Raw genomic sequence first — 24,332 nt, 5'->3', positions numbered from 1 at the left:
CGATGTCACACAGGAGAACGCCGTCCATCTGGCGCAGGTGTACTGGCGGCGGTTCGGTATAGAGTCTGAGTACAGAACGGAGAAGCATGCGTTCACAGGAAAGACAACATCGGGCAATCATTCCATAATGCTCTTCTTCCTTCTCCTTGCCGTCATACTCCGCAACCTGTGGCTTCTCTGGCAGTGGCTCATTGCAATGAGAAACGGATGGAAGAGGGCTGCCAGCATACCGGCCGCAGACTTCTGCGACATGTTCTGGCACGGGGCACTCTTCCAGATGCTCTACACGTAAAGCGGGGGCATTCCATCCAGGTGTAAAATGAAACTGTTCATGACAGTCCTGTGAAACAGATATGCCGCATCGCAATGCTCAACTACGCAGCGAAGCTGCCGGACATGCAGGCAATTGGTCATTTTTCTTTACACATCAAAACAGGAACAAAGTTGAGAAATGTCAATGTCACGCTCATGTACTGATACATGAAAACTGGGTGCTCAATCCTGCTGGTTCCATCGAGCACATAACGGCACTGTACAATTCACACTGGAAGGATGCCGGGTACAGGACATGGGCATCCACTGGATACATGCTCACGTTCCTTTTCAACCAGGGCCGTTACGAGGAGGTCGGCGCCTACTTCAGGAACATCGAGATGCTCAGGTATGAGGCAGACCCGGCATCATACCTCAAGGACTATCATCTGCACTCCAGGAAGGAGGGCAATCACGGTTACTGGAAGGAACACCTCGCTCTCCAGAAAAGGCTGCGTGTCAGGGGCATTGAGTCTGTGGACAGGTACCTGACGCGCAATCTCTGCACAATACTCGCTGTTGCACTCAACAGATTGCAGCACGGTGTCAGGGCGCACCTTGCTTCTGTTGCCTATCTGAAGTAGCAGTTCAGGTGTGGCACCCCCACACCCGAATATGGGGATGATGAGAACGCATATTTACCGGATGGAGGCAGAGGCAATGTAAAAGTTTGTTTCTAATGGAGAACAGCCGTCGTTAGAAAGACCCTTATTATACTCATTCCGCGTCGTTCGACACGATTAAATATCCACTTCAGGGTATCGGGGGTGTAAACTGGGGTACCGGGATGCCTGCGAGAAAATTCATAACCGAACTGAAGGGTAAAACTGTAATGACCGAGGACGGTCAGATACTCGGCCTTATAGATAATTTCATCATCGAGACAGCTACTGGCAGTATAGAGAACGTCCTTGTCATACCTGCCGAGGAAATCGAACCGCGTCTTTTCAGAACAGACGATCAGGGAAGACTTGTCCTGCCGTTCAGCGAGATGAGGGCAGTCAAGGACGTGGTCGTCATGAACATGAAATAAGGCTCATTTTGCGTATGCGGAAACGAGAGTCTGCTCTCCCCGGAAGCCGTTAATCTTTTTGAAATCGGAGAGAGGCAGCGAACTCCCCGACTCCGCCAGCGGATTGTTGAAATGAATGCTCTCATCGTCGATCCCTGTAACAACAATCCAGTGCGGCGCTTCGTCATCCCCGAGGGGCCCTGCATCTGACAGCAGCACAGGCAGACCGTCGGCTGAAAGTGTTTCAGAAATGTCACTGAGCTTGACTTCTTCCTTCCTGTTCTCGACAAGCCCCAGCGCGATTGCCCGCTCCATCCTCTCCCTGTAAAGCTCATGGAACGTCTTCATGCGATCTGCTCCAAGCCTTTTCTTTATCCTTTCAAGGAATTCGGGCCCTTCCACGTTTGTCGATATCTCGACACTGTATCCGCGTCTCAGCAACGGCAGTGAAAGTCCATAACGCCCAATTCCGAGGACTTCAACGCTTGTCGCCTCACGCCAGAGATCTATCTCCTCATCCCTGCTCATCCTGAAGGTGCGATCAAAAAACGACAGAGCCATCACAAGGCACGCTGCACCACACGTGAAGTCAAGTGTCTGCCTGTAAAACGGAACGTCAAGTCTCATAACGGTCCTCTATACCAACATGTGATTTAACAGTACGTCAAGAAGAAGACCAATCGCATTCTGTCGCTATGCGCATCCTGCCTGCAATCACCTGTAATAGCCGTATCCTGCCTTTTCACCCTTGCGCACGAGCGATGTCTTTAGATCGTGCCCGAACTTCTCGTAATAGCGCATCGTTTCCTCATTTGTCGAGGGAAACACGGTTGTCAGCGCCTTTTCAAAGTCCTGCATCCTGACCTCGGTGGCATCCATTGACCCGCGCAGTGCATTGAATGCAGCTTCCCTGCACAGTGATTCGATGTCCGCACCCACGAAACCTTCCGTCCGTTCCGCAATATCCTCGATGTCCACGCCTTTCAGCGGCATTGCAGCCATGTGCACTTTCAGTATTTCCAGCCTGGAGTCCCGGTCAGGCACCGGTATGAGCATAATTTTGTCGAACCTGCCCGGTCTGAGCAGAGCCTTGTCTACAATATCCGGCCTGTTGGTGGCAGCCACTACAGTAACGGAACCCAAAGATTCGAGACCGTCAAGTGAAGTGAGTATCTGATCGACCACCCTCTCGCTGGCTCCCGAGTCATAATTCAACCCGCGCTGCGGTGCAATTGCATCAAGTTCGTCAAGGAATATGATGCTCGGCGATACCTGCTTGGCTTTCTTGAATATCTGCCTTATAGCCTTCTCGCTTTCGCCCACCCATTTGCTCATGACTTCCGGCCCTTTCACGGCAATGAAATTCGCCTTTGTTTCGTTTGCGATTGCCTTGGCAATGAGCGTCTTACCCGTTCCAGGCGGGCCGTAGAGCAATATGCCTCTCGGCGGATTGACACCCAGGCGCTTCAGTGAGTCGGGCGACTTGAGAGGAAGTTCGATTGCCTCCCAGAGTTCTTTCTTTATCTGTTCCAGACCGCCGACGTCCTTCCATGTTACATTTGGTATCTCGACCTGGACTTCCCTCATTGCGCTCGGCTCGACCTCCTTCAGCGCGTTGTAGAAATCAGCCTCGCATACTTTCATCTTCTCCAGTATATCGGCCGGAATCGGTTTGTCCAGATCTATTTCTGGTATGTAGCGTACCAGTGTCTTCATGGCGGCTTCCCTTGCAAGCGCCGCCAGATCTGCTCCGACAAAGCCATACGTCAGGTCAATGAATTTTTCGAGATTGAAACCCTCTTCCAGCGGCATCCTTCTGGTGTGAATGAGCATGATTTCCCTTCTGCCGTCGCGTGTAGGAACGCCAATCTCTATTTCACGATCAAATCTCCCCGGCCTCCTCAGCGCCGGATCTATGGCATCTTCCCTGTTCGTCGCCCCTATGACTATGACATGCCCCCTCTTGCTCAGTCCGTCCATGAGCGTGAGCAGCTGCGCTACAACCCTGCGCTCAACCTCTCCCTGCACTTCCTCTCTCTTCGGAGCTATCGAATCCAATTCATCTATGAAGATTATACTCGGTCCGCTTTTTTCCGCTTCCTCGAATTTCTCTCTGAGCTTCTCCTCGCTCTGGCCATAATACTTGCTCATGATCTCCGGACCCTGTATTGAGTAAAAGCTAGCTCCGGCCTCATTGGCAACGGCTTTTGCAATGAGCGTCTTACCTGTTCCCGGCGGGCCGTAGAGCAGTACGCCCTTTGGCGGATCTATTCCAAGCCGTTCAAAGAGTTCCGGGTGTTTGAGCGGAAGCTCGATCATCTCTCTAACCCGCTGCAGCTCGTTTTCGAGGCCGCCGACATCGTCGTAGGTGATCATCGGCGCGGCAACCTCGCTAATTTCGACAGCCTCATTCTTTACCATCAGTTCAGTAGTCTCGGCAACCGTGACCACTGCCGACGGCACCGTGGATATGACAACGAAAGGAAGAAAGTCCCCTATCAGTGCAATGTTTGGTATTATTATTTCGTCCCCTTTGACCAGAGGTCTGTTCATAAGGCCTTTTTTGAAAAGATCCTCAACTCCCTGGCCAAATTTGACTTTCTTCCCCTGCGGTATCTTCGGCGCGACAACCACCTTAGAGGCCCTCTGCGCCTCCGCCTTTTTCGCTACTATTTTCTCCCCTATGCTCACGCCGGCATTCCCACGTATCATTCCGTCAATGCGTATGATACCCTTGTTCTCGTCTTCGTGAGATGCCCTGAATACCTTTGCTGCAGTTTTTCTCTTTCCTATGATCTCAATAATGTCCCCTACTTCCACCTGCAGTTCAGTTCTCGTGGCTGTGTCTACCCTCGCCCTTCCCAGTCCAACTTCAGACTGGTGATGTGCACGGGCAACCTTGAGTGTTATTCCTTCGTTCATTTTGCAATCCTGCTTCCGGCCAGTAAGTTATCTAAAAGCTCTTACTTTAAGGTTTTTTGTTTTTGTGTTGCAGAATAGGACATTTTTGCCATTATCAATGCCTCAGGCTGGCATGTTCGCTGCTGACGGCTTTCTCTTCGTCACGTCAGTTATGGGTACCGCCGGAAAGGCGCTCCTGACATTAGTGACCGCTAATCTTTCAGGACCAACGGGTTTTCACACAACTTACAATGGTAAATCTGTCGGCCCTCTGAGTTTCCAGCAGGCATGCGACATCATATTACGCCTGTTTTCCGCAGAATTTTAATAAAATAAATACACACGCTGTAATTTGTAATTTTTATTTAATAATATTATACTTATGTTATAACATAAATTAAAATATAATCATTGCCAATGTGGACGCAGTTGCCCGTCAGCTGAATTCCAGTGATCGTCATACGAGCGTCAGACATTATTTATACTTGAAACGCATTGTATGTGCTGGAATTGGGAATCGACAGATTTCTGTATCCGCCTAAAAGGCAGAAATAGAAAGGATGGGAGAAAATGTTCGAAAGGTTGAAGAGTGTGTTTGGTCGGAGAACGAAAAACAGCGTTGCTGATGCAACAGTCGCCGATGCTGCAGTGCCTGTAGCGTCTACCCCGGAGCAGATACTTGCCGCCGAGGAAGAAATAGTGAGGGAACTTGCAAGCGCCGCGTCACTGCCTTCAGAAAACATAGAGGCACAGACCGATGAAACACTGGAAAGGATTGCCTCGCTGCTGGCAAACGAACCACCTAAGCTGAAACGCGGCAGTCCCGGCGGACAGGAGTATGTAGTGAAGCTGACATACAACCAGAAGGAGTGGATAGAGCACACGTATCCAAATTACGTGAAGTCAAACTCGCTTGCTCCGTTCCAGAGGGTTCTCCAGGCATTTGTTGAGAAGTATATCCAGTCGGTGGACAGTGTCGTGAACTCTGTCGCGACCGAGATAGAGACGGGATTCCAGGAATCCACAGGCCAGGAAGCATAAACACCATGCCCGGGCGGGCCGCATTCTTTTTTCTTCTGATGCGGCTTGCCTGAAATCTAAACGTGCACGGCTGACCGTTCTGTCGTTGCGCCAAAGCCAGCGGCGTGAGGTTTTGCCGCGATCGTTGTCAAAAATCACTTGTGTTTTTTACTTCTGGAGGTTGACATCGTCGTCTCCTTCTTCACAGGCCTGCTGCATATGGCGTACTCGTCGCCGTCAAAGAAGACGTCAAGATCAGGGTTTGCAGTCTGAATCTCTTTGATCTTTCTCAGTACGTCCTTGAGGGTCAACTTGCTGCCCCTGTCGATCTTTAAGTGTACCCTCTTTTCTCCTTTATTCAAAATTGCACCAGCCTGTGCCTGCTCCTCATCACAATAAACAGCGTGTGGCATTATTATCTTTTCCCGTGTCTTGAACAGTGTGCTGTCTGATGGTCCGGGCAGCTAACGCGTGGGCGGATCGTGCTCAAATCTAATGAATGCGCGCAATAAGCGTCACGGATTGTCCTCCTGCTGAAGCCGCCGGACACCGGCTCAATAAAGTGATGCCTCCACAATGCCTGACAGAATGTGTCCTATGAGTATGTGGCATTCCTGTATTCTCTGCGTGCTCTTTGACGGAACTTTGATACACAGTTCCGCAATGCCAGCCGGAAAACCCGATTCACCAGTCAATCCCACTGCTCTGCATCCGACAATTTTCGCTCTCTTCAATGCTTCAATCACATTCCTGGATCTGCCACTTGTGGATAAGCCAATCACGACATCTCCAGGGCGGCATATGGCTTCAACCTGTCTGGCAAATACTTCATCGAACGAATAGTCGTTCCCGATTGCAGTCAATATCGATGTATTCGTTGAAAGGGCAGTCGCATCAATCGCCTTTCGTTCCTTCTTGAATCTGCCGACAAGTTCTCCGGCAATGTGCTGCGCATCCGCCGCGCTTCCGCCGTTGCCGAATATCACCATCTTTCCCCCATGTTTGTATGCTTCTGCGAGCAAATTGCCTGCAGCTGCTATTTCATCGATTATCGAAAGAAGCAACTTGTGAACGCTTATGGCTTCTTCTATTTCTGTCTTAATATCCTTCACAATCTGCGCAGACATTGACTCACCAGTGCCCCGTAATCGCGGGCGCGACTATAAAAAGCACGATCTGTCGGTCACGGTGGTTCTGTTAGGGCTAACGCCTTCTATGGAGGTACAGACTCTTCCATCTGTCCTATATGTAGGGTTTTCGGACCCTTCCATCATTGAATTGCGATGTAATGAACTCAATCTGCTATGTGAATGCGTGCATATTTGAATTAGAAAGATTTATTACTCCTACTAATTTGTCAGCAACTATTCCGGTCTGGTGTTTATTATGGGCAGCACGGTGATATTTGGAGCGGACGGCTATATTGGATGGCCTTTGGCAATACATCTGGGAAATACAAGGAACGACAGGATCGTTCTCGTGGATAACCTCTGCACAAGACGGCTGGTCAAATCAGTGAAATCAGACACTCTTGTGCCTATAAAGTCTATGAAGGAACGACTCGCCGCATACGGCAAGGTCACAGGGAAAAGCAACCTCACATTCATTGAAGCCGATGCCCGTGATCCAAAGTCAGTGGACAAGGTAATTGCAAAATACAAACCAGAAACGGTTGTGCACCTGGCTCAGCAGAGATCTGCTCCTTTCAGCATGGTTGACCAGGAACACGTGCTTTACACGGAATTGAACAACATAGCGACAAACCTGAACATACTGTTTTCCATGGTCAGGCATGTGCCTGATGCGCACCTTCTGAAAATGGGCAGCATGGGGGAATACGGGACACCGGGCATAGAGATTGCCGAGGGAGATCTTGAAATTGAGCGAAAAGGCAAAAAGACCAGCGTCATGTTTCCGAGGACTGGCCAGAGCTGGTACCACCTGAGCAAGATTTTCGATACGTACAACGTCGCATTTGCAAACCGAATATATGACATGCGGGCCACGGATGTGATGCAGGGGGTCGTCTACGGAACAAGAATTGATGAAATCACAAACCCTGCACTGGCCACAAGATTTGACTTTGATTCTATATGGGGCACTGTCATCAACAAGTATGTCGTCCAGGCCGTCCTGCTAAACAAACTGCTCATTTACGGGAAAGGAAAACAGACACGCGGATTCCTTTCGCTGTATGACAGCATAAACTGTCTGACGTTGCTTCACGACAATCCTCCAGACAAGGGTGCCAATCGCGTTGTTAACCAGATTGACGAGATATTTGATACACTCCAGCTCGCAGAGAAAGTGCAGACAATTGGAAAGGAATTCGGGATAGATGCAGAGTTCGAGTATGTCGAAAACCCTAGAGTCGAGAGGGAGGAACACATATACGAGGTTGAGCACCGTGTATTGCCATCGCTCGGTTTCAGAAGGGAAAAGAGGATTGAAGATGTTATACGTGAGATATTCCAGGCAGTAATCGAGAACAAGAAGCGCGCGGCAACAATGAAGAGGCTCGTTTACCCGACTGTTTACTGGAGAACTGCAACGCAGTTGGCCGTCAAAGAATACTCACTGCCGAAAGATATAGTAAATCTGAAGACGAAGTAATGGCTCGAATGCTGCCATCATTGAAATTTTGCCGGCAACGGTTATATACGAACACAGCAAGTATAAAACCGTCGGGGCAACCGCTTGAATGGCGACGACAGGACGACGCAGCAGATGAAGTGCAGGCTCTGCGGAGGCAATCTTGACGATGAGGATAGATGTGTTATCTGTGGCCAGCTTTCGATGAATGACAGCAATTCCAATGGGGATGACGGCTCAGCATCGATGGACAACCCTGACGATATGGATTTTGATGTTACGGAGCAGTTCGGGCCACAGGAGGAAAGCAATCCAGAACTCAACTCGATAGTGAAATGGCTGTCCAATAATGATGACGAATTCACGAGCCCGTTCATTGAAACCGTCGAGGACGAGATACAGGAGGAAGCAGCCAGCGAAGGAGAGAGCAGACAACAGGCCACCGAACCAGGACCTCGGGAGCCCAGCGCGACAGAGGAGGAGCTTCGCAGGAAACTCGCCGAAGCCGAGGCAAAAATAAGCAGGCTCACCAGCGAGGTCAAAGCCATAGAGTCTGTGACAGTAATGGGCGCCGGCGAAGCGGAAAGGAAGGTAACGGAACTCGTCAAGTTGCAGGTCGAACTGGAAGCGAAGCTGAAGGAAAGGGAAAAGGCAATAGATGACTATCGTAACGAACTCAGATTCAAAGACGAAAGGATGAAGGAGTTCGAAGCAAAGCTGAAGTTCAAAGAAGAGGAGTTCAACAAGCATGAAGTGGATCTTCAGCACAGAGAGGAGATCATCAAGGAGGAGCTCAGGCAGATTGAGATGAAGAAGCAGCAGCTCGGCTCTGTCAAGGAGATCGAGCTCAAGAAGTCACTGGAGTCTCTGCAGGAACAGATAGCCCAGAAGGAAGAAAAACTGAGGGCTGCGGAGAAATATCTTGCCCAGAAAGAGAGTGACATGAAGCAGCGGGAGAATGCGCTCATCGGGAAGGAAATTGTGGCATTCGAGGAAATGGCAGTCGCCGAACTCAAACAGGATAAGGTGAAGACCGGCACGTCGAGACTGGACGATCTGCTGCTAGGAGGCATACCCGCGGGCTCGCAGGTTATCATTTACGGACCGTCGTTCGTGGGCAAGGAAGTTGCAATGAATGCATTTGCGGCGGAAGGACTTAAGAAAGGCGTCCCTCTCATCTGGGTTACTACAGACAAAACCATCCCCGAGATACGAGAGGAGATGAAGAATGTTCTCAACGGCTACGAAGAATATGAAAAACTCGGTCTTGTCTTCTACGTTGACGCGTATTCCAGGGGCATCGGCGATACAACTACGCTTGAAAATACTGCATATCTGGAGAACAGCTCGGACCTCGAGACAATAAACACGCTGGTCGAACAGAGGGTGCAATCTCTTCATGATATAGTGGAAAAGAAGAGTTACAGGCTGGTATTCAGATCGATTTCAAGTCTGAGTGCGAGCTACGACATAAGGAGCATATTCAGACTCCTCAGACCGTTCGTTGCAAAGAGGAAAAGGGACAAATGCGTCGCGATGTACAGCATCGAAAAGGGTATCATCGGTGATCAGGACGCCCAGATCATAAGTTCGGTCATGGACGGCGTAATGGAATTCATGACAGACGGCCAGAGCAATTTCCTGTCGATACAGGGCATATGCGAAACACAGACCAGGGACAAGATCAAGTATACGGCGAGCAAGCGTTCCCTGGTGATAGGATCCTTCACACTTGGTCATATAAAGTGAATGGATGCACAGTCACGCGACTTCCATTCCTTTTGCCGACTGATTTGGCGCGGGCTTCTGTTGCGTCACGTCAACGTGCGGCAGCGGGACTGGCGGGGGCAGTTGAAGATCGCGCGATACGAGCAGTGCAGTGGGAATACAGTTTGACATTACTGCATTGTGGACCATGTTTGCAAATTCCGGCGGCATGTTGCCTGTCTTCTTCCATTCTTTCACAATTACATCGGGCACAGAGGCATCGTCAGCAACAATGATTCTGCCGTCTATTTTTATGAATCCCAGTCCAGTGTAGTTTGCCGTGAACCGGAAGTCTATTGCTATGTCGCCAAGCGCTACAACTGCCATCGATGTCACGGTACTGTTGTGATCTATGCGTATGTTGGCAATCTTTTCCCCTACCTGGGAAAAGCGTTTGGCTTCCAGTGTGTTGACCTCCCATCCCTTTATCATTATCATAGTTCAGTGCACTTCCTGACATTGCAGCTTCTACAGTCCGTCCGGCCCGGCGGCTAATGGCAGCTGTTAAGACTGTTTGCAGTCTTTCAATAACAACTGTTGTACTTAAGCGTGGTGCAGAAGACAGAGCTTATCACCATGAGCAGGCACAGGGACAACGGGCGGCTGCACACTACATGCTGAGAGATTATTCCGCTTTAGAGCCACATCACAATTCAAATTAAATATCTGCAGCGATTACTTGAGCGGCGCGCCGCAGTAACTCAGACTGGGAGAGTGTGAGACTGAAGTGTTCCACACGGATATCTCAAAGTCGCCGGTTCAAATCCGGTCTGCGGCATATTCACTCCTGGGTGAATACTCTTTCACCGCAGTAACCGGCGGCCGATGCACCTCTTTCAAGGAGGTAATAGCTTCTGCCATCGGCGCCGGTAAACGATGTCACGGCATATCCTCTCATGAACATTGTTCTGAAGATTTGCCTTGTTTTTTCCCTCCATTCCGCAGCAAGCTCCAGACTGTGTTTCTTGACAGCTATGAAGTCCGCCGGTATTTCCACAACGACGCTGTTTTCATCCGGAAAACTGATTGACGTTATGCGCCTCATGCCCGAAGCAATTTCGACGGTCTCGTCGGCTCGTGCATATTGCTCGGGCTCAAACGCCGAAGGAACCCTGTTTCTGTGAATCCACCATTCCGCGACGAATCTGTCGGTCTCGACGCCGGTGTTGAGTCTGTCAGTCATGGTTCCGTAAAAATTGACGAGGTAAGTCCTGCCTATGGCACCGAGTTTCCTGATATTGAAATTGCCGTTCAGCGACATCAGCGGATCGAATGTCCACACCACTATGCTGTACCCTTTCTGCATGGCCCACTCCTTCTGTGCTGTCTTGAGCATGAAGCCGGTGCCTGCATACTTCTTCTCCTCAAGAACGCCGGTCATATGGGAATAGAGATAGAAGGTGCTGTTTTTCCTGCCTATAAAGCTGAACTGGAAGCCTATCAGCCGCTCACCGTCATATGCGCCTAGAACCAGCCCGCCATGAAATCGCATGGCATTCAGAACATCGCTTATTAAAGACTCCGGTTTTTCCATGCCCCAGGCGCTGCTGGCCACCGGAAATATTTTTTTCATCTCTTCCGGTTCCGATATTTCCTTTATGTCAGTCATGTCAGTTCACAGTTGTTGAATTTCACACTCGAGTTCTGTCAATCCTGTTTCATCGCGCCTTCTGCGATCGCTGTTTCAAGCATGATTCCATAATAAATCGCCTCCTCGTCAAGCCTGAATGCAGAGCTGTGCTTTGAGGCCCTCGTGCCCTCATCTTTCCCTGTGCCAAGGAATGCAAAGGCCCCCTTCACCTTCTGAAGGTAAAATGCGAAATCTTCGCTTCCCATAGTCCTGCTGCACTCGACGTTCTTCATGAATGATGATGCTATTGTTCTGCAGCCGGAGGCAAACGAGGCGTCATTGACGACCGGCGGGCTGCTGGACCGCCAGTCTATGGTCACGTTGACACCGAACAGTCCGGCCGTCCTGTCACACACTCGCCGGAGCCCGTCCATGAGCCTGTCACGAACCTCCCCGGAAAAAGTTCTAATTGTTCCGCTCATTGTTACATCAGAGGGTATGACATTTGCCGCTTTTCCTCCCTGTATGCTTCCGAATGAAAGAACCGCGCTCTGGACAGGATCAATAATTCTGGAAACGAGCCAGTTTGCGCTTGTCACAATCGACGAAGCTGCAAGAATCGTATCCTTTGCCAGGTGCGGATATGCACCGTGCCCCCCTCCGCCGGATATTTTTATTGAAAACTCATCGAATGCTGCCATTGCTGGGCCGTCGAGTATCGCTACGGTTCCGGTGTCCAGAGAGGGCCAGACATGGAGGCCAAATATCAGTTTTATGCCGTTCAGGACATTGGATCCAATCATCATGCTTGCCCCCTTTCCTATCTCTTCCGCGGGCTGAAAAATCAGTCTTGCCCTCGTCCTCCCTCTCTTCCTGATCAGGACGCCGGCACCTGTGAGTATTGCCGAATGCGCGTCGTGTCCGCACGCATGCATCACTCCCTCATTCCTGCTTGAAAACACCTCTCCTGAATTCTCTTTAACGGGCAGCGCGTCCATGTCTGCCCTGAGTGCAATCACAGGTTCCGGACCTGTGTCGCAAATAACGGACGGAAAGTCTGCGCTGACGGGAGAAAGGCCGTGCCTTTTCAGGAAGGCGGTAAGCGTCGCCACCGTCTCAGTTTCCGACAGCGACAGTTCAGGATGCATATGCAATGTCCTCCTGAGTTCAATGCACTCAGGCAGCAGCGCCCTCACCTGTTCGCCGAGCTCGCTGAAATAATCCACACTGTCATCCATGGCCCACGGCTAATGGGTGTTCTCTATTTATTCCCAGTGACATGGGCACATGCGGGTTCGGTGCTGTTTTTCAATCCCGTACGGGCCTGATCAGATACCTGCACATGTGCTGTCCGTCAGCCATCCAGTGCGTGCGCTCAACCTTCTCACCGAGCAGTGCCCTGAACAGCTCCAGCTCTACAGTGCATGCGGCGTTGTAACGCGTGGCAACCTGCATCAGAGGGCAATTGTGCTCTGCGAGAACTTCGGTGCCGTCAGAGAGCCTGTCGGATTCGGCAAGAAATCCCTCTTCCTCCCTGATTTTGGCTAGTTCCGTGACCTTGTCCTCAAGTGACAGTCCGGTGAGTCTCGACGAGTAACGCTCAATCAGCTCTCCCTTCCTGCGTTCGAAGAACTCGGATATGCCGATCTTCCCGACTTTCTCTTCAATGAAGGAGAGCGCAGACAACGCCATATATGGATAGGACGTGGGGAAGAGATAATGCGCATTTGGCGTCAGTGAATACCTGTATTCCGGCCTACCGACGCCGGATCTCACAACCTTCTTCTGAACCAGTCTGTCCCGCTCAAGATTTGAGAGATGTTTGCTCACAGCCATCTTGCTTATGCCAAGTGACGTGGCGATGCTCTTCATGTTTGTCTCCCCATTCTGCTTTACCAGTGCCACGATTGCGTTCCGCGTGGAGTGATTGGCCTTATCCATAATGTCTGTGCTGACAAGTTCATTCTCCGGATTGTAGTGCTTTCTTCCCGTCATGTTTTATTTCTTCCCTGTCCCTGATATGAGAGGTTATGTTTTAATAAGCTTAATAGTTTAACTATTTTCATTATCTCGAGAATCGTAGTTCGTTTCGCAGTTGTTAGAGTATGTAACCCACAAGGAAACTGATTGCCGGGGCAAGTATCCATCCGCCTACTATGACGGCGAACGGTTTGACTGAGATATAACGCTGTCTATAAGAAAGGCCGGAGCCGAAGACACCCGCGGACAGTGTCTGTGTGTTGGACAGCGGTATACCGAACAGCGTTGCCATTTCAACAAGAATTACTGAGTTTGCGAGCGTCACAAGTGCGTTTGAATATCTGAGCGAAAAGAGATCGTGCCCTACCCTCTTGAGTTCCCTGGAACTGAGCAGAGAACAACCTGCTATGACTGCAATTATTGCAACACCGATGTCAATCGTGTTGAATCCGGCAACAGCAACCATCAGTGCAACGGTGTTGGCTCCCAGGACATAAGCCGCGAGGAACGACATCACCAGCAGGAGTATTTTGAACACGGAAACGCGTCTCCAGATGTCTGCAGTGTCAGACCTGCTGAGGATCTTTGTGAGTGCGTATGATGATACAATGGCCAGAACGGGTGCTATGACCCACATCACGGCAACTTCGCTGAAATAAGCGCTGTCGACCGTCAGATGATGAGCCACTGAAATGCCTGTTATAAGGCCTACGAGCGACATAGTCAGCGACAGCGGCGCCTTCATCAGATGACCTATTATGAATATGGCAACGGTAACGGAAAGCGCTTCCGTCACGAGTAGCGCGGAGGGGGATGGAAGCAGCTTGTGCACGGCATAAATCATGGAACTCCCCTGAAGCAGCAGTCCGGCTATGTATCCAGCAATGCCGAGTGCAATGCCGGCCCTCCTGCTCAGTATCCCGGCGCCGATAGCGGTGCCCACACACGCACTCAGGTTATTTCCTGCAACAAGCGCAACAGCAGCCAGCAGAGCCGCTGCCAGTATTATTTCGAGCGTCTGCATCACTTCGATATGGATGTGGCAACAGCCAGCACCAGATCCGACACATCTTCACAGCCGTCGAGTATGTCATCCATTTTATGGACCATGTCGCTGACATGGTTGAACTGAAGGTAATGCATGTCAGCAGCCAGGCCGTAAAGCATGTCGAATGCAGTATCCTTTATGTTGTCTCCCTGCTCTTCCAGTTCTTCGATTCTTTTCCTCATATTCTTCATCTCAGAGAGGTTCCCGCTCATCAACATGCTAATGAGCGCTTCCATTGCGTTGTCTGCAAGCTTCAACATAGACAGAATCATGCTGTTGAACGGTCTGAGCCAATCACTCCCCTTGCTGCCGAATTTCGTCGAACGCAATCGGTTCATTTCCCTGCTTATGTAGTAAAAGTCATCCATTATGCTGTCTGCCATTTCAACACATTCGAGCAGATTGTCGATTATATTCGAACTGATTGCACCATTTGTAACTTCAGCTTTTATGCTGAAACTGAGATCGTCAGACTTCTTCTCAAGGAGCCTGATGTCCTCATTCTCGGATTGCCTGTCTTTGCCGTTGCCCTCTGTCAGCATGGAGGTCATTATCGCATCTGCCTTTCTGGATATGCTGATAATTTCGGCAATCTCGCCGAATACCTTCTTTTCGCCGATGACCATCAGTCCCTTGATATCACGCAGATTCATTTACTAGCCTCTGTTTGAGTGAAGCCCTTCGGCACCATACACAACAACACGCAATTAAACTAATCTGAACGGTTTGACCGTGTGCTTCGTGCTCACCAGGACTATCATGCCGTCACATTTACGACTTTCGTATAAGTCTCCACATGAGACCATGGCGTTGCGGTCCAGTCAATAATATCAAATCGTGACACTCACGTCGTGAGGTTTTATTATACGCTTGCAGGGTAGCTCTCATATTCCCGGGTAATGTTCATGATCAGCAACAGGCATAAGGCATCATTCAGGAAGCATAAGGATTCCGGTGTGTCTGAGATCATAGGCGACATACTGATACTAGCCATGACCGTTACCTTGTTTTCAACTGTTTTTGTCTTCGTGAATGCATTCCCGACTCCGAACGCCCAGACGTTTGCAAATTTCAACGCGACATTGTCGAGTCCTTCAACCAACTTTTTCGGGACAAACTCGGCTCTGTTGAACATAACACATGAGGGGGGGCAACAGCTCACATCGTCGCTGACTTCGGTGATTGTCCAGATCAATCAGACTACCAGTGTATATGCGCTCTCTTCGGGCTATGTGTTTGTTAACTCGACTTTAGCAATCCCTTGGTCCAGTTCAAAATGGACTACGAGCCAAACATGGATAATGAATCTCACTGGCGTTACCCCTTCGAGTGTTGTTGGTGTTTCTATAATAGATAAGGCCAACAATTACATTGTCTGGAGCACGGTGCTGAAAGGAAAATCTGGTAACGTTCAGCCCGTAGTACAGAGTGTATTTGCAAATCCGAATCCTGTTACTCCCGGAAATAACATCACCGTTTTTGCAAGCATCTATGGCCACAAAAACATAAACGTGAGTGCTAATGTCAGCTTGGTTTCATCAGTTCAAACAATTTATCTGACATATAATTCTTCGGCAGGCCTATACCAGAGCGGAAAAGTTCAGACAGAGGTATTTTTGGCAGTTGGTGCATCCTATCCAATCACAGTTGAAGTCAAAGGTCCGGGTAGTTTCTCAACGAATCAGACATTCAATCTATATGTTGAGAACACAGGACCAAGAATCGTTGTCTCCAGCATTAATCCTAATCCGGGCACGCCAGGAACAAATTTCAACATAACTGCATATGTTGTGGACAACAACCAGACGTCGTTCAATCCTCCCAATGCTGGGGCAATAACCGTCACTCCTCTCGCTCCGATCATAACTAATATAACGGCACAAGTTTCAATGAAGCCGAGTTCCTATCCAGGAATATTCACTTTGACTGGCCATATTAATGGCACAACACTAGGAAGCTTTGAGCCATTCATAGTCACCGCTACAGATATTAACGGGAACAAAGCCATTTACACCGTCGAGCTAGTTGTCGTTGACAGTTTAAACCCAAATCAGAACCAGTCGTTCCCATCAAAATATCTTGGACCTACAAGTATGAGTTTTTCAAATTTCAAGTGGGACCCAGCCAATAGCGTAAACACTTATTATCCCGGCAACAGTGTTTCCACATCAATAACTAACACCTATGGCATTTATTTTAATGTCGTTCTTCAGAACCACAACACTTCGCAAGACCTCTACCTCGACGATTTGAGTAACATATACCTCTTCTTTGGAGCACAAAAAGGCTTCGCTCAGGCACTTTCATTCATCGTGATAAACTCTACATCGGGATCTCAGCTTTGGAACGTTTCTACAAGTGGAGGTTACCAGCCGCTGAGTAAAGTTCCTACTGGTTATCCATCACTCGGTTGGAGTAGTTCTAGTAACTCACCATCTGGATCTCCTTGGAATACAGCATACGTTCTTCTGCCTGCTGCAATAGGTGGTGTAGCGGTTGATTCCCACGTAGTCTTTGGCTCAGCTGTGGCGAGCACAGGGAACGCCTACAGTGTTCCATCCACTAGCGGTGGCCCTTTCGGACCGTTTTCCGGCAGCAGTAAGTCGAGTCCAGGCACTATTTCAGCCGATTTCCTCGAGCTGTTCGGGTACACGCTGCCAGCTGGAACCTATCCGTGGCTTAAATCACCCCAGACCTACGGTGTCCCCTATGGCCAGACGCTTCCGTTCACCGCCATATTCTGGTATTGAACAGTCATGCACCGATTGTTAAATCAGGCTCTCTATGAGATAACTCCGATCGTATGGAAAGGTAAGAAAAGATACGGTCAGCTTCCATCTTTATCCACATAAGCAAATAGATTCTTGTCACCACTATTAATGAACTGCATTTAGTGCCTGGAAGGCGGCTTAACCTCAAGATTGTGACACGAATGCAGAAACTTGATTGCGATAGTGCATAATTGCATTATTCCTGCTGAATGGCTGTGGAATGCTTGCTGCTGGACTGCTTTAAGCTTTAGTATGTCTCAGGCAGGAGAGATGTTCCCTTGAATGATCCAAAATCCTTGGATTGGATCAACTTTTCAAACTATGATGTAACGTTTGGCTGATCAACACTGTTATAAAGCGACGTCTAAACCAATTCACCACTTCATCTATTTTTCCTCTATCACGCCGTCAAACGCAGCGTCATTCTCGCGTTACTTGCAGGTTATTGCATCGTATTGTGTGCCAACAGCCAGCATTCTGTCATAGTTAAACCGACGAAGAACCTGTAGCTCGATATTCCTACTACTGTCTACACTATGTTGTATATCTTATGTGATGGCCTTCCCGCCAGCATATCAGATCCGCCTGCCTTGGCGCCGCTGAACTCCCTCGACTTGATAAACGCTTCAAAGGATTCTCTGTCTCTCCACTCTGAATAAATGAGATAACTGTCTGGTTTGTCCACTCGTTTATACAGCAGCGCAGAGACGAAACCGTCCTTCTTCTTTATTTCAGCAGCGACGAGGTTGAAGTACTCTTCAAAATCCTTCTCCTTCCCTGGAACAACGTCATAGTACAGACCGACGGTAAGCATATTCTCTCACGCCAGTGTTATATGCATCAGCTATTTTAGCAATACTGGTGTCTATGCCTTCTGCTGCACCACCGGCTGTGGAGCGGCACTCGTTTCCATCACGCCAAGTTCCTTCTCCACAGCCGCCGTGCTCTTCTCCGGGTCCCTGTAATAGGCGGATATGAGTCCCGCCACTTTCTGATAGTTGTTGAAGTTCTTCTTGCGCATATACTCGAGTATGATTACCCTGCGGCGCATTTCGTTCTCCATCTGCCGCGGCGTCCATCCTTTTGAGAGCCTGATTTTCTCGAATATGTAGCTGTGGCCGGAGAAATGGAAGCGGTCGTCAGCGGGGTTCCATGTGAATACCGAGTTGTATATGATCTCGTTGGTCTCGGGGTCAAGGCCCACTATTTCTGTGAGCGACTTTACCCTCCTGGTCATCTTTGTGCCCACCTTGACCTGCCCCTGCAGCAGCATTATGTTCAATGCAGTCATGAGCGATCTCGGCAGGTTGATTGGCTCGCTTTCCATCCTGTGTATCATGGAGCCAAGGTCGTCCGCGTGAAATGTGGAATATGCTATCGTGCCTGTGGCCATTGCCTGGAACACCACGTAGGCCTCCTTGCCTCTGACTTCACCTACCATCAGGTACTGCGGCCTCTGCCTCATTGCCGCTGTGAGCAGGTCGAACATGTCTACGGCCCCGGCCATCTGTCCGGATGACTTTCCGCTGAAACCCTCCCTTGTCACGGACGCTATCCAGTTTTCGTGAGGCAGGTTGAGCTCACGTGTGTCTTCAATACTTATGATCTTCATCTGTGGCGGAATGAACAGGAGTACTGCGTTCAGCGTGGTTGTTTTTCCGCTTGCCGTGCCGCCGCAGACCATCATGGAACTGCCGTATTCGATGCACAGCCACAGATAGGCCATCATGTCTATGCTCATTGTTTTGAATCGCACAAGGTCAATAGGTGTGAACGGATCATCCTTGAACCTTCTTATCGTAAAAGACGAACCCTTCTTCGTCACATGCTTTCCAAGTGTCGCATTGAGCCTAGAACCGTCAGGCAGCGTTGCGTCGAGCATCGGGTTTGCCACGGATATTGTTTTTCCGGAGCGCTGTGCGAGCCAGACGACAAAAGCATCCAGATCCGGCTCGCGCTCGAATCTTATGTTCGACCTTATGGAGCCGTACTTTCTGTGAAAGATAAAGATGGGTATGTTTACGCCGTCGCATGAGACATCCTCGACGTTGCTGTCAAGCATGACTCCCTCTATGTTACCCAGCCCGGTCAGATCTCTGCTGAGATAGTAGAAGACTCTGTCCATGGAAAGGGGATTGAGCGAAATGTCAAGTGCACGCATGATCTCCAGCGTTGCCTTCTTGAGCAACTTCTCTCTTTCCTCCTTCTCCTCAAGTCTGCTCATGTTGATCGATGTAATGAGCGCTTCCTTCAGCTTTGTAAGCACACCCCTTTCGTCAATCGAGAGCGGCGGCTCAATAAGCTCGTATATGTATTCGTTGAGTGCGGTGTCGTATTTTATCCTTGCAAAGGAGTAAGGATCCTTGAGCGGTGTGAGCTCAATCTCCTCCTGATGCTTCTCCGTTATCAGCGGTATAGGTGTAATCCTTGCGCTTTTGCCCTTGCTGTACTCCTCTTCAGGTATCCTGATCTTGACTGGTTTGCTCGCAATAGTGTTCATAAACTGAATATATCTTGATCTCAGCCCCTGCCTGCGCACTTTCTGCTCCTCGGACTTCGTGTCATCCTGCGCTACGGCCATGTGCTCAGGCCCCCAGGAAAAAGTGCATGAACACGAAACCTATGGCCAGCATGATCGCGCTATGCCTCATTCCGTTTGCAATCCTGCTGTCCTGAATAACGCCAGCCATTATGCCGTCTCCCGTTGCATGGACTATCACAGCAATATAGAAAGCAAGCGTTACCGGTCCGATTGCCAGCACATTGACTGTCGAAACGCCGCTGCCCGTGAGAACGCCGCCTGTATTCTGAAGCTGCGATCCTGCTTTCTTAATCTCCGGTATGAACGTCGCTTCAAGTATGAAGATCGTTGCAAGGAATACTGCGAACGAGATGTATATGACGACCATGTATGTGCTCATCGCTATCGTCCTTTCCTTCCTGTCCAGTATTCTCTCCCTGGAATCGTGTGCAATCATGGTCAGCACGTCGGACACAGCGCCGCCTGCGTCGCTGGCCTTTATGATTATGTTTGAAATCCTTGTTATCAGCACGCTGTTCATTCTTTCAGAAAACAGTCGTATCGATTCGGTTGCAGGCACTCCCCAGTCTATCTGTGCCGCCATCCTGCGTATCTCCGGCGTCAGCCTGCCGTATTTGCCCGCAGACGCAACCACGATGGCCTGCGCCAGTGTCATGCCGAACCTCCCGGCTTCCGCCACATCTCTCAGAAAGTCAGGCACCCTTTCTTCGATCTGTGTTATCTTTCTGACCTGTATGCTGGAATATATACCGTAAGGTCCCATGAATGCCGCGAGTCCGAGCACGAGCCAGTCGAGGAAAGCCATTCCGCCGTAGTTCGTGGCGTTGATTGCACCCACTATACCTATCAGTATGAACAGCATCATTGCCGCAACCGACGCGATCATGATTTGCTTTCCAAGGTCCTTCTTCACGTTCAGCAGCGGTTTCAAATCGACGTATGACGAGACATTTGCATTGGCGCTCATTGTGCAGCCTCCTTACCCATGTTCCAGACGAAGAATATGAATCCTGCCTGCGATGCAGGTATCATGAGCAGCACAACCACATACAGCAGCAGCACCGTCAGCGACAGAGGCTGTCCGAAGATTACGGCTGCTGCCTGTGAGCTTCCTCCTCCATTGACGATGGCCATGATGGCCATAATGACGACAAGGAAAAGGGGAAAAGCGACGACCACTGTGACGAATGTTTCGGCAAAGAGACCAAGCGTTTCCATATCTCTTTTCGTGTTGAGCTTGTCCTCCTTTTCGAACTGCTCGGCTTTTGCAAGGAAATAGGGTTTCAGGTGTCCTCCAGATGTCGCCGTCGTCACCACGCCCTGAAGGAAATCCTGGAATTTGTTGGACGGCGTCCTCGATGCTGCATTGCGTATTGCCGTCAGAATGTCCACGCCCAGCAGCGTCGTATCTCTGGTTATCCACTCGGCTTCTTTCTGTATTTCGCCGTATATGGGCTGCTTTGCGAGTTCGCCGAATATTACATCTATGTTCACGTCTGCGGACGCCAGGGCCGAAATGAAGCTCATTGCGCTTCCTATGTGCCTGTTTATGTTTCGCGCCCGTGTGTTGGTTCGCGAGGAAGGTATGGACTGGAGTACGAAGTATGTGACGATGGGCGGCACGATTGCAGCAAGCAGGATTGCAGAAACCCTGAGCGCGGCAATCTGGTGCAGGAGCGTTAGTATTATGCCCCCAAACACAACGCCTATGAACAGGCCGACGATGAAGACTATGATCGTCGTCATCCAGACAAACGCCATGTATTCCTCCGGCCGTATCTTCATGTGTGCCTTGATCAGATTGTCTTCGAGTACCTGGTTTTGCTTGAACCTTGCTTCAACAAAACGATGCATTGTTCTCCAGCAGAACTGCTGATACGGGGAGAGTTTGACATAGTCAGGAACAGTGCCCGCAGGCAGCCTGACGGGATGTGGGCCCTCAACCATGCGCTTCGATTTGACGGTCTTCGTTCCCAGGAAGCTCTTCTTCACGCTTTCGAATCTGCCGAACAGGTTGGCATCGTCCTGCTGACTTCCCTGACTAGACAACTATAACATCCTCCTCTCTTGAACTCTTATCCAGCACCGAGCGCACTTCTTTCATTGTTTCTTCCTGATCCCTGTAATATCTGTTGATGAGTGACCATATGTCCATGTGATTGTTAATGTCCTTCTTCACCATGTATCTGATTATGGCTATTCTCCGGTTGAATTCGTCGCTCAGTTCCTCGTGCGTCCAGTTCTTCAGTTCCATCAGTTTGTCAAACAGAGCACTGTGCCCCTTGAAGGTGAATGCGTCTCTGGCCTGATCCCATTCAAAAACCACGTTAGTTATGATTTCATTTGTTCCGGGCTCAAAACCGATGAGTTCGACGACAGTCTTCACTCTCCTTGCATTCTCCTTTCCCACCCTCACCTGCTGCTGCACAATAACAGTCCTCAGTGCCGTTAGCAGTATTCGCGGTATGTTGATGGGCGGATTCTCCAGCCTGTTGATCATGAGCTTGACGCTGTCCGCGTGCATTGTGGCATACGTCGTATGCCCTGTGGCCATTGCCTGGAACATGGTGTATGCTTCCTTGCCACGAACTTCACCGACGATTATGTAGTTGGGCCTCTGCCTCAGAGCCGCACGCACGAGATCAAACATGTCAATCTCACCGGGCGCTTTTCCATCCGCATTACGCTCTCCCACCCCTGTTCTGGTGCTTCCCGGAATCCAGTTTTCATGAGGAAGATTGATTTCTCTCGTATCTTCCATCGTAACTATCTTTGCGCTCGGAGGTATGAAGAGCGATATCGCGTTGAGTGTGGAAGTCTTACCGTTGCCTGTTCCTCCGACAATCATCGCCGACTCGCCTGCCTCCACACTCATCCAGAAATATGCTATCATTTCAGCCGACGCCGTGCCGTATTTGATCATGTCTACCGGTGTGAACGGTTTTTCCTTGAACAGTCTGACTGTGAAGGATGAGCCGCGGCTTGTCACCTCCCTCGCGTAGGTTGCCTGAAGCCTGTGCCCCTCGGGTGTCGTCCCGTCTAGTATGGGACTAGAAACGCTGATCTGTTTGCCACACTTCTGACCCAGGAACACGACAAAAGAGTTCAGCTTCTCTTCGTCGTTGAATACGACGTTTGTCTTGACACTCTCATATTTCTTGTGGAAGACGAATATCGGAACGCCAACGCCGTCACAGCTCACATCTTCGCTGTTGAGATCGTGCATGAACACATCCACAGGTCCATATCCCATGAAATCTCTGATTATGTAGTAGGCGAGTTTGTCCTTAGTGATAGGCGTGATATTCAGCCCTCTCGTGCTGAGAAAACTTTCAATGCTCCTGCGCAGGTACTCTCTTCTGTCCATCTGTGACAACTGCTTGTATTCGTAGTCAAGCGTTCTCTGGAGAGAGTCCTTGAGCAGCGCAAGCAGTTTTGTTTCAGCCTCAGTCAGTTGAGGCTCAATCGCCTCCAGCAGGTATCCGCTCGTTTCATTGTCGTACGTGACTCTTATGAACGAGTAGAGCTGTCTCACAGGATATATTTCGACAACCTCCATGGTCGGCGAGAGCAGCGGCGGTATTGTGGTGTAGGGCGAACCCTTTCCCTCGGCCCATTCCATCTTTCTGGTAACCTCGTCCTTGGGCATCTTGATCTTTACGCGCCTGTTACCTCTCTTTGAAAGGAAGCGCTTGTATCCTTCGCCTATCAGAGAATGAATGCTTCTTCTCTGTTTCTCCTCTTCTGTTTCTGCCGAAGATGCCATGTTCACTCCACCGTTGAAATGCTTATTATTGACGTAGAAAGCGTTACCTGCTTGACCACCAACGTCAGTATTAATTTGTAATTTTGGAAACTAATCTCATGCGGCGGTTTAATGCTAAAGGTCCCTGTATGAAGGCCCGCTTGAGAAAAGGTTGAATTGAAGAAATTAGACCAGGCTGCTGGGAACGGTGTAACTATTGTGATGGTCATGTTCTCAAGGGCTGGCGGTGTGCTGTATGTGTGCTGTGTAAATGCAAGAAGCTGCGAACTCAGGCCCACAGTGTTGCTTCCTGAATACGTGACGTTCGACGAAGTCGGTGTCACGACAGACAACTGGAGCACGCTGACGGTTGTGCCTGCGCTTGACGCGCTGATAGTGAATCCCGGACTTGCAAGCATGACCTGTCCGCTGCTCTGTCCGAGTATGACGGCGTCATTCTGATAGAGCACTGATTGCGGTATGTAATATCGATTGGGTATGTTCACGACAACACCGCCACCAGATGTGGAATTGATGTTGTAGTTGTGCCCATTCTGGATGTAGGTGAAATTAACAGAAAAGGAGGGATCCTGCAGGCCGTTCACCGGTATCACGCCGAGCTGCCCGTTTGTCCCGGTTGCGAACATGGGTACACCGGCTGAGCCGAGCGTCACAGGATCGTATGAAGATAGTGTGTTGGACTGTGAGTTGATGTAGTAAAGCATCATGCTGTCTATGCTCTGTTTCAGATTGGATATTTGTGTCATCACCTGGCTGTCATGCTCGTGTTCGTTTCCTGCCATCATCGAAGGAACATAGTGGTTTGTGAATATTCCGAGTAGAGAAAGGAAGACAAGCAGTGCGAGAATCGTTCCTACAACTGAGGCCACTCCTTCAGTATCCTTCATCTTCCTCGATGGCCGTATGACTGATTTAGCTGCTATCGTACGTGGCATCAGTTGCACTGGTCCGTGCTTCAAAACGCATCGGTGAGTTATTTAATTGTGATGCTCTGGTTATCATACGGTATTTTCCCTCTGTTGTCGCTCTGTAGTCGTCATGAATCATGTGC

At 49.7% G+C, this 24,332-nt stretch carries 23 protein-coding genes and 1 tRNA gene; 8 read left to right on the top strand and 16 right to left on the bottom strand.

Features of this window, described 5'->3' with window-relative positions; translation table 11 throughout:
• The 3 genes from KIS30_06170 to KIS30_06160 form a co-directional block, all read left to right on the top strand.
• The coding region (locus KIS30_06170) for a hypothetical protein (protein MBX8646322.1) at positions 1-292 on the top strand (292 nt) is incomplete at its 5' end.
• 199 nt (positions 293-491) lie between these two features.
• On the top strand, positions 492-896 hold the full coding sequence (locus KIS30_06165; GenBank protein MBX8646321.1) for a hypothetical protein: 405 nt from the start codon (positions 492-494) through the stop codon (positions 894-896).
• Positions 897-1,099: 203 nt separating this feature from the next.
• Entirely contained in the window at positions 1,100-1,345 is a 246-nt protein-coding gene (locus KIS30_06160) for a PRC-barrel domain-containing protein (GenBank protein ID MBX8646320.1), read from the top strand.
• A 3-nt stretch (positions 1,346-1,348) separates the two neighbouring features.
• Here KIS30_06160 and KIS30_06155 read toward each other — a convergent pair whose 3' ends face one another.
• Both KIS30_06155 and KIS30_06150 read right to left on the bottom strand, forming a co-directional pair.
• Positions 1,349-1,951, bottom strand: coding sequence for a peptidase C39 family protein (locus KIS30_06155; protein MBX8646319.1), 603 nt, complete (start codon positions 1,949-1,951; stop codon positions 1,349-1,351).
• Positions 1,952-2,038: 87 nt separating this feature from the next.
• A complete protein-coding gene (locus KIS30_06150) occupies positions 2,039-4,246 on the bottom strand; it encodes a CDC48 family AAA ATPase (GenBank protein MBX8646318.1) in 2,208 nt (735 codons plus the stop codon).
• Positions 4,247-4,795: 549 nt separating this feature from the next.
• On the opposite strand from KIS30_06150, the gene KIS30_06145 reads away from it, so the two are divergent.
• Complete coding sequence (locus tag KIS30_06145; protein MBX8646317.1) at positions 4,796-5,266, top strand: hypothetical protein; 471 nt, start codon at positions 4,796-4,798, stop codon at positions 5,264-5,266.
• 134 nt (positions 5,267-5,400) lie between these two features.
• On the opposite strand, the gene KIS30_06140 is transcribed toward KIS30_06145, so the two are convergent.
• Both KIS30_06140 and KIS30_06135 read right to left on the bottom strand, forming a co-directional pair.
• Positions 5,401-5,607: a hypothetical protein gene (locus KIS30_06140; protein MBX8646316.1), complete on the bottom strand. Its 207-nt coding sequence runs from the start codon at positions 5,605-5,607 to the stop codon at positions 5,401-5,403.
• Between the two features lie 192 nt (positions 5,608-5,799).
• Positions 5,800-6,372 carry an SIS domain-containing protein gene (locus KIS30_06135; protein MBX8646315.1) on the bottom strand — a complete coding sequence of 191 codons (573 nt, stop codon included), beginning with the start codon at positions 6,370-6,372 and terminating at the stop codon, positions 5,800-5,802.
• 256 nt (positions 6,373-6,628) lie between these two features.
• Between KIS30_06135 and KIS30_06130 the strand changes: the two genes are divergently transcribed.
• Positions 6,629-7,858, top strand: a complete 1,230-nt coding sequence (locus KIS30_06130) for an NAD-dependent epimerase/dehydratase family protein (GenBank protein ID MBX8646314.1) — start codon at positions 6,629-6,631, stop codon at positions 7,856-7,858.
• Between the two features lie 84 nt (positions 7,859-7,942).
• Positions 7,943-9,586, top strand: coding sequence for a recombinase RecA (locus tag KIS30_06125; GenBank protein ID MBX8646313.1), 1,644 nt, complete (start codon positions 7,943-7,945; stop codon positions 9,584-9,586).
• Between the two features lie 12 nt (positions 9,587-9,598).
• Here the strand turns inward: KIS30_06125 and KIS30_06120 are convergent, their stop codons facing one another.
• On the bottom strand, positions 9,599-10,042 hold the full coding sequence (locus tag KIS30_06120) for a hypothetical protein (protein ID MBX8646312.1): 444 nt from the start codon (positions 10,040-10,042) through the stop codon (positions 9,599-9,601).
• 252 nt (positions 10,043-10,294) lie between these two features.
• On the opposite strand from KIS30_06120, the gene KIS30_06115 reads away from it, so the two are divergent.
• Positions 10,295-10,382: transfer RNA gene (locus KIS30_06115), tRNA-Phe, on the top strand.
• 3 nt (positions 10,383-10,385) lie between these two features.
• On the opposite strand, the gene KIS30_06110 is transcribed toward KIS30_06115, so the two are convergent.
• From KIS30_06110 to KIS30_06090, 5 genes are all read right to left on the bottom strand, one after another.
• Entirely contained in the window at positions 10,386-11,213 is an 828-nt protein-coding gene (locus KIS30_06110) for a hypothetical protein (GenBank protein MBX8646311.1), read from the bottom strand.
• Between the two features lie 38 nt (positions 11,214-11,251).
• On the bottom strand, positions 11,252-12,412 hold the full coding sequence (locus KIS30_06105; protein ID MBX8646310.1) for an amidohydrolase: 1,161 nt from the start codon (positions 12,410-12,412) through the stop codon (positions 11,252-11,254).
• Positions 12,413-12,482: 70 nt separating this feature from the next.
• Positions 12,483-13,169, bottom strand: coding sequence for a transcriptional regulator (locus tag KIS30_06100; protein ID MBX8646309.1), 687 nt, complete (start codon positions 13,167-13,169; stop codon positions 12,483-12,485).
• A gap of 103 nt (positions 13,170-13,272) precedes the next feature.
• The gene (locus KIS30_06095) at positions 13,273-14,178 is read right to left on the bottom strand and encodes an inorganic phosphate transporter (protein ID MBX8646308.1); all 906 of its coding nucleotides are present in this window, start codon (positions 14,176-14,178) and stop codon (positions 13,273-13,275) included.
• Complete coding sequence (locus KIS30_06090; GenBank protein MBX8646307.1) at positions 14,178-14,855, bottom strand: DUF47 family protein; 678 nt, start codon at positions 14,853-14,855, stop codon at positions 14,178-14,180. Before KIS30_06090 ends, KIS30_06095 begins: the two co-directional genes overlap by 1 nt.
• A 252-nt stretch (positions 14,856-15,107) precedes the next feature.
• Between KIS30_06090 and KIS30_06085 the strand changes: the two genes are divergently transcribed.
• On the top strand, positions 15,108-16,952 hold the full coding sequence (locus KIS30_06085) for a type IV pilin (GenBank protein ID MBX8646306.1): 1,845 nt from the start codon (positions 15,108-15,110) through the stop codon (positions 16,950-16,952).
• Between the two features lie 550 nt (positions 16,953-17,502).
• Here KIS30_06085 and KIS30_06080 read toward each other — a convergent pair.
• From KIS30_06080 to KIS30_06055, 6 genes are all read right to left on the bottom strand, one after another.
• Positions 17,503-17,787 carry an antibiotic biosynthesis monooxygenase gene (locus tag KIS30_06080; protein MBX8646305.1) on the bottom strand — a complete coding sequence of 95 codons (285 nt, stop codon included), beginning with the start codon at positions 17,785-17,787 and terminating at the stop codon, positions 17,503-17,505.
• Positions 17,788-17,838: 51 nt separating this feature from the next.
• On the bottom strand, positions 17,839-19,554 hold the full coding sequence (locus KIS30_06075; GenBank protein ID MBX8646304.1) for a type II/IV secretion system ATPase subunit: 1,716 nt from the start codon (positions 19,552-19,554) through the stop codon (positions 17,839-17,841).
• Positions 19,555-19,558: 4 nt separating this feature from the next.
• Positions 19,559-20,482, bottom strand: coding sequence for a type II secretion system F family protein (locus KIS30_06070; GenBank protein MBX8646303.1), 924 nt, complete (start codon positions 20,480-20,482; stop codon positions 19,559-19,561).
• On the bottom strand, positions 20,479-21,462 hold the full coding sequence (locus KIS30_06065) for a type II secretion system F family protein (protein MBX8646302.1): 984 nt from the start codon (positions 21,460-21,462) through the stop codon (positions 20,479-20,481). The genes KIS30_06070 and KIS30_06065 overlap by 4 nt, the downstream gene beginning before the upstream one ends.
• Positions 21,463-21,556: 94 nt before the next feature.
• Entirely contained in the window at positions 21,557-23,281 is a 1,725-nt protein-coding gene (locus KIS30_06060) for a type II/IV secretion system ATPase subunit (protein ID MBX8646301.1), read from the bottom strand.
• Positions 23,282-23,283: 2 nt separating this feature from the next.
• Positions 23,284-24,216, bottom strand: coding sequence for a hypothetical protein (locus tag KIS30_06055; GenBank protein MBX8646300.1), 933 nt, complete (start codon positions 24,214-24,216; stop codon positions 23,284-23,286).
• Positions 24,217-24,332 lie beyond the last annotated feature (116 nt).

The organism is Candidatus Sysuiplasma acidicola (assembly GCA_019721035.1).
In the GTDB taxonomy this organism is placed as follows: Archaea; Thermoplasmatota; Thermoplasmata; order Sysuiplasmatales; family Sysuiplasmataceae; genus Sysuiplasma; species Sysuiplasma acidicola.
This window is presented reverse-complemented; position numbering and strand designations above follow the sequence as displayed.

Excerpts from the sequence above, each read along its gene's own strand:
- KIS30_06160 (MBX8646320.1), top strand. The coding sequence starts at position 1,100 with ATGCCTGCGAGAAAATTCATAACCGAACTGAAGGGTAAAACTGTAATG.
- KIS30_06155 (MBX8646319.1), bottom strand. The coding sequence starts at position 1,951 with ATGAGACTTGACGTTCCGTTTTACAGGCAGACACTTGACTTCACGTGT.
- KIS30_06150 (MBX8646318.1), bottom strand. The coding sequence starts at position 4,246 with ATGAACGAAGGAATAACACTCAAGGTTGCCCGTGCACATCACCAGTCT.
- KIS30_06145 (MBX8646317.1), top strand. The coding sequence starts at position 4,796 with ATGTTCGAAAGGTTGAAGAGTGTGTTTGGTCGGAGAACGAAAAACAGC.
- KIS30_06135 (MBX8646315.1), bottom strand. The coding sequence starts at position 6,372 with ATGTCTGCGCAGATTGTGAAGGATATTAAGACAGAAATAGAAGAAGCC.
- KIS30_06120 (MBX8646312.1), bottom strand. The coding sequence starts at position 10,042 with ATGATAATGATAAAGGGATGGGAGGTCAACACACTGGAAGCCAAACGC.
- KIS30_06110 (MBX8646311.1), bottom strand. The coding sequence starts at position 11,213 with ATGACTGACATAAAGGAAATATCGGAACCGGAAGAGATGAAAAAAATA.
- KIS30_06105 (MBX8646310.1), bottom strand. The coding sequence starts at position 12,412 with ATGGATGACAGTGTGGATTATTTCAGCGAGCTCGGCGAACAGGTGAGG.
- KIS30_06100 (MBX8646309.1), bottom strand. The coding sequence starts at position 13,169 with ATGACGGGAAGAAAGCACTACAATCCGGAGAATGAACTTGTCAGCACA.
- KIS30_06095 (MBX8646308.1), bottom strand. The coding sequence starts at position 14,178 with ATGCAGACGCTCGAAATAATACTGGCAGCGGCTCTGCTGGCTGCTGTT.
- KIS30_06090 (MBX8646307.1), bottom strand. The coding sequence starts at position 14,855 with ATGAATCTGCGTGATATCAAGGGACTGATGGTCATCGGCGAAAAGAAG.
- KIS30_06085 (MBX8646306.1), top strand. The coding sequence starts at position 15,108 with ATGATCAGCAACAGGCATAAGGCATCATTCAGGAAGCATAAGGATTCC.
- KIS30_06080 (MBX8646305.1), bottom strand. The coding sequence starts at position 17,787 with ATGCTTACCGTCGGTCTGTACTATGACGTTGTTCCAGGGAAGGAGAAG.
- KIS30_06075 (MBX8646304.1), bottom strand. The coding sequence starts at position 19,554 with ATGGCCGTAGCGCAGGATGACACGAAGTCCGAGGAGCAGAAAGTGCGC.
- KIS30_06070 (MBX8646303.1), bottom strand. The coding sequence starts at position 20,482 with ATGAGCGCCAATGCAAATGTCTCGTCATACGTCGATTTGAAACCGCTG.
- KIS30_06065 (MBX8646302.1), bottom strand. The coding sequence starts at position 21,462 with ATGGTTGAGGGCCCACATCCCGTCAGGCTGCCTGCGGGCACTGTTCCT.
- KIS30_06060 (MBX8646301.1), bottom strand. The coding sequence starts at position 23,281 with ATGGCATCTTCGGCAGAAACAGAAGAGGAGAAACAGAGAAGAAGCATT.
- KIS30_06055 (MBX8646300.1), bottom strand. The coding sequence starts at position 24,216 with ATGCCACGTACGATAGCAGCTAAATCAGTCATACGGCCATCGAGGAAG.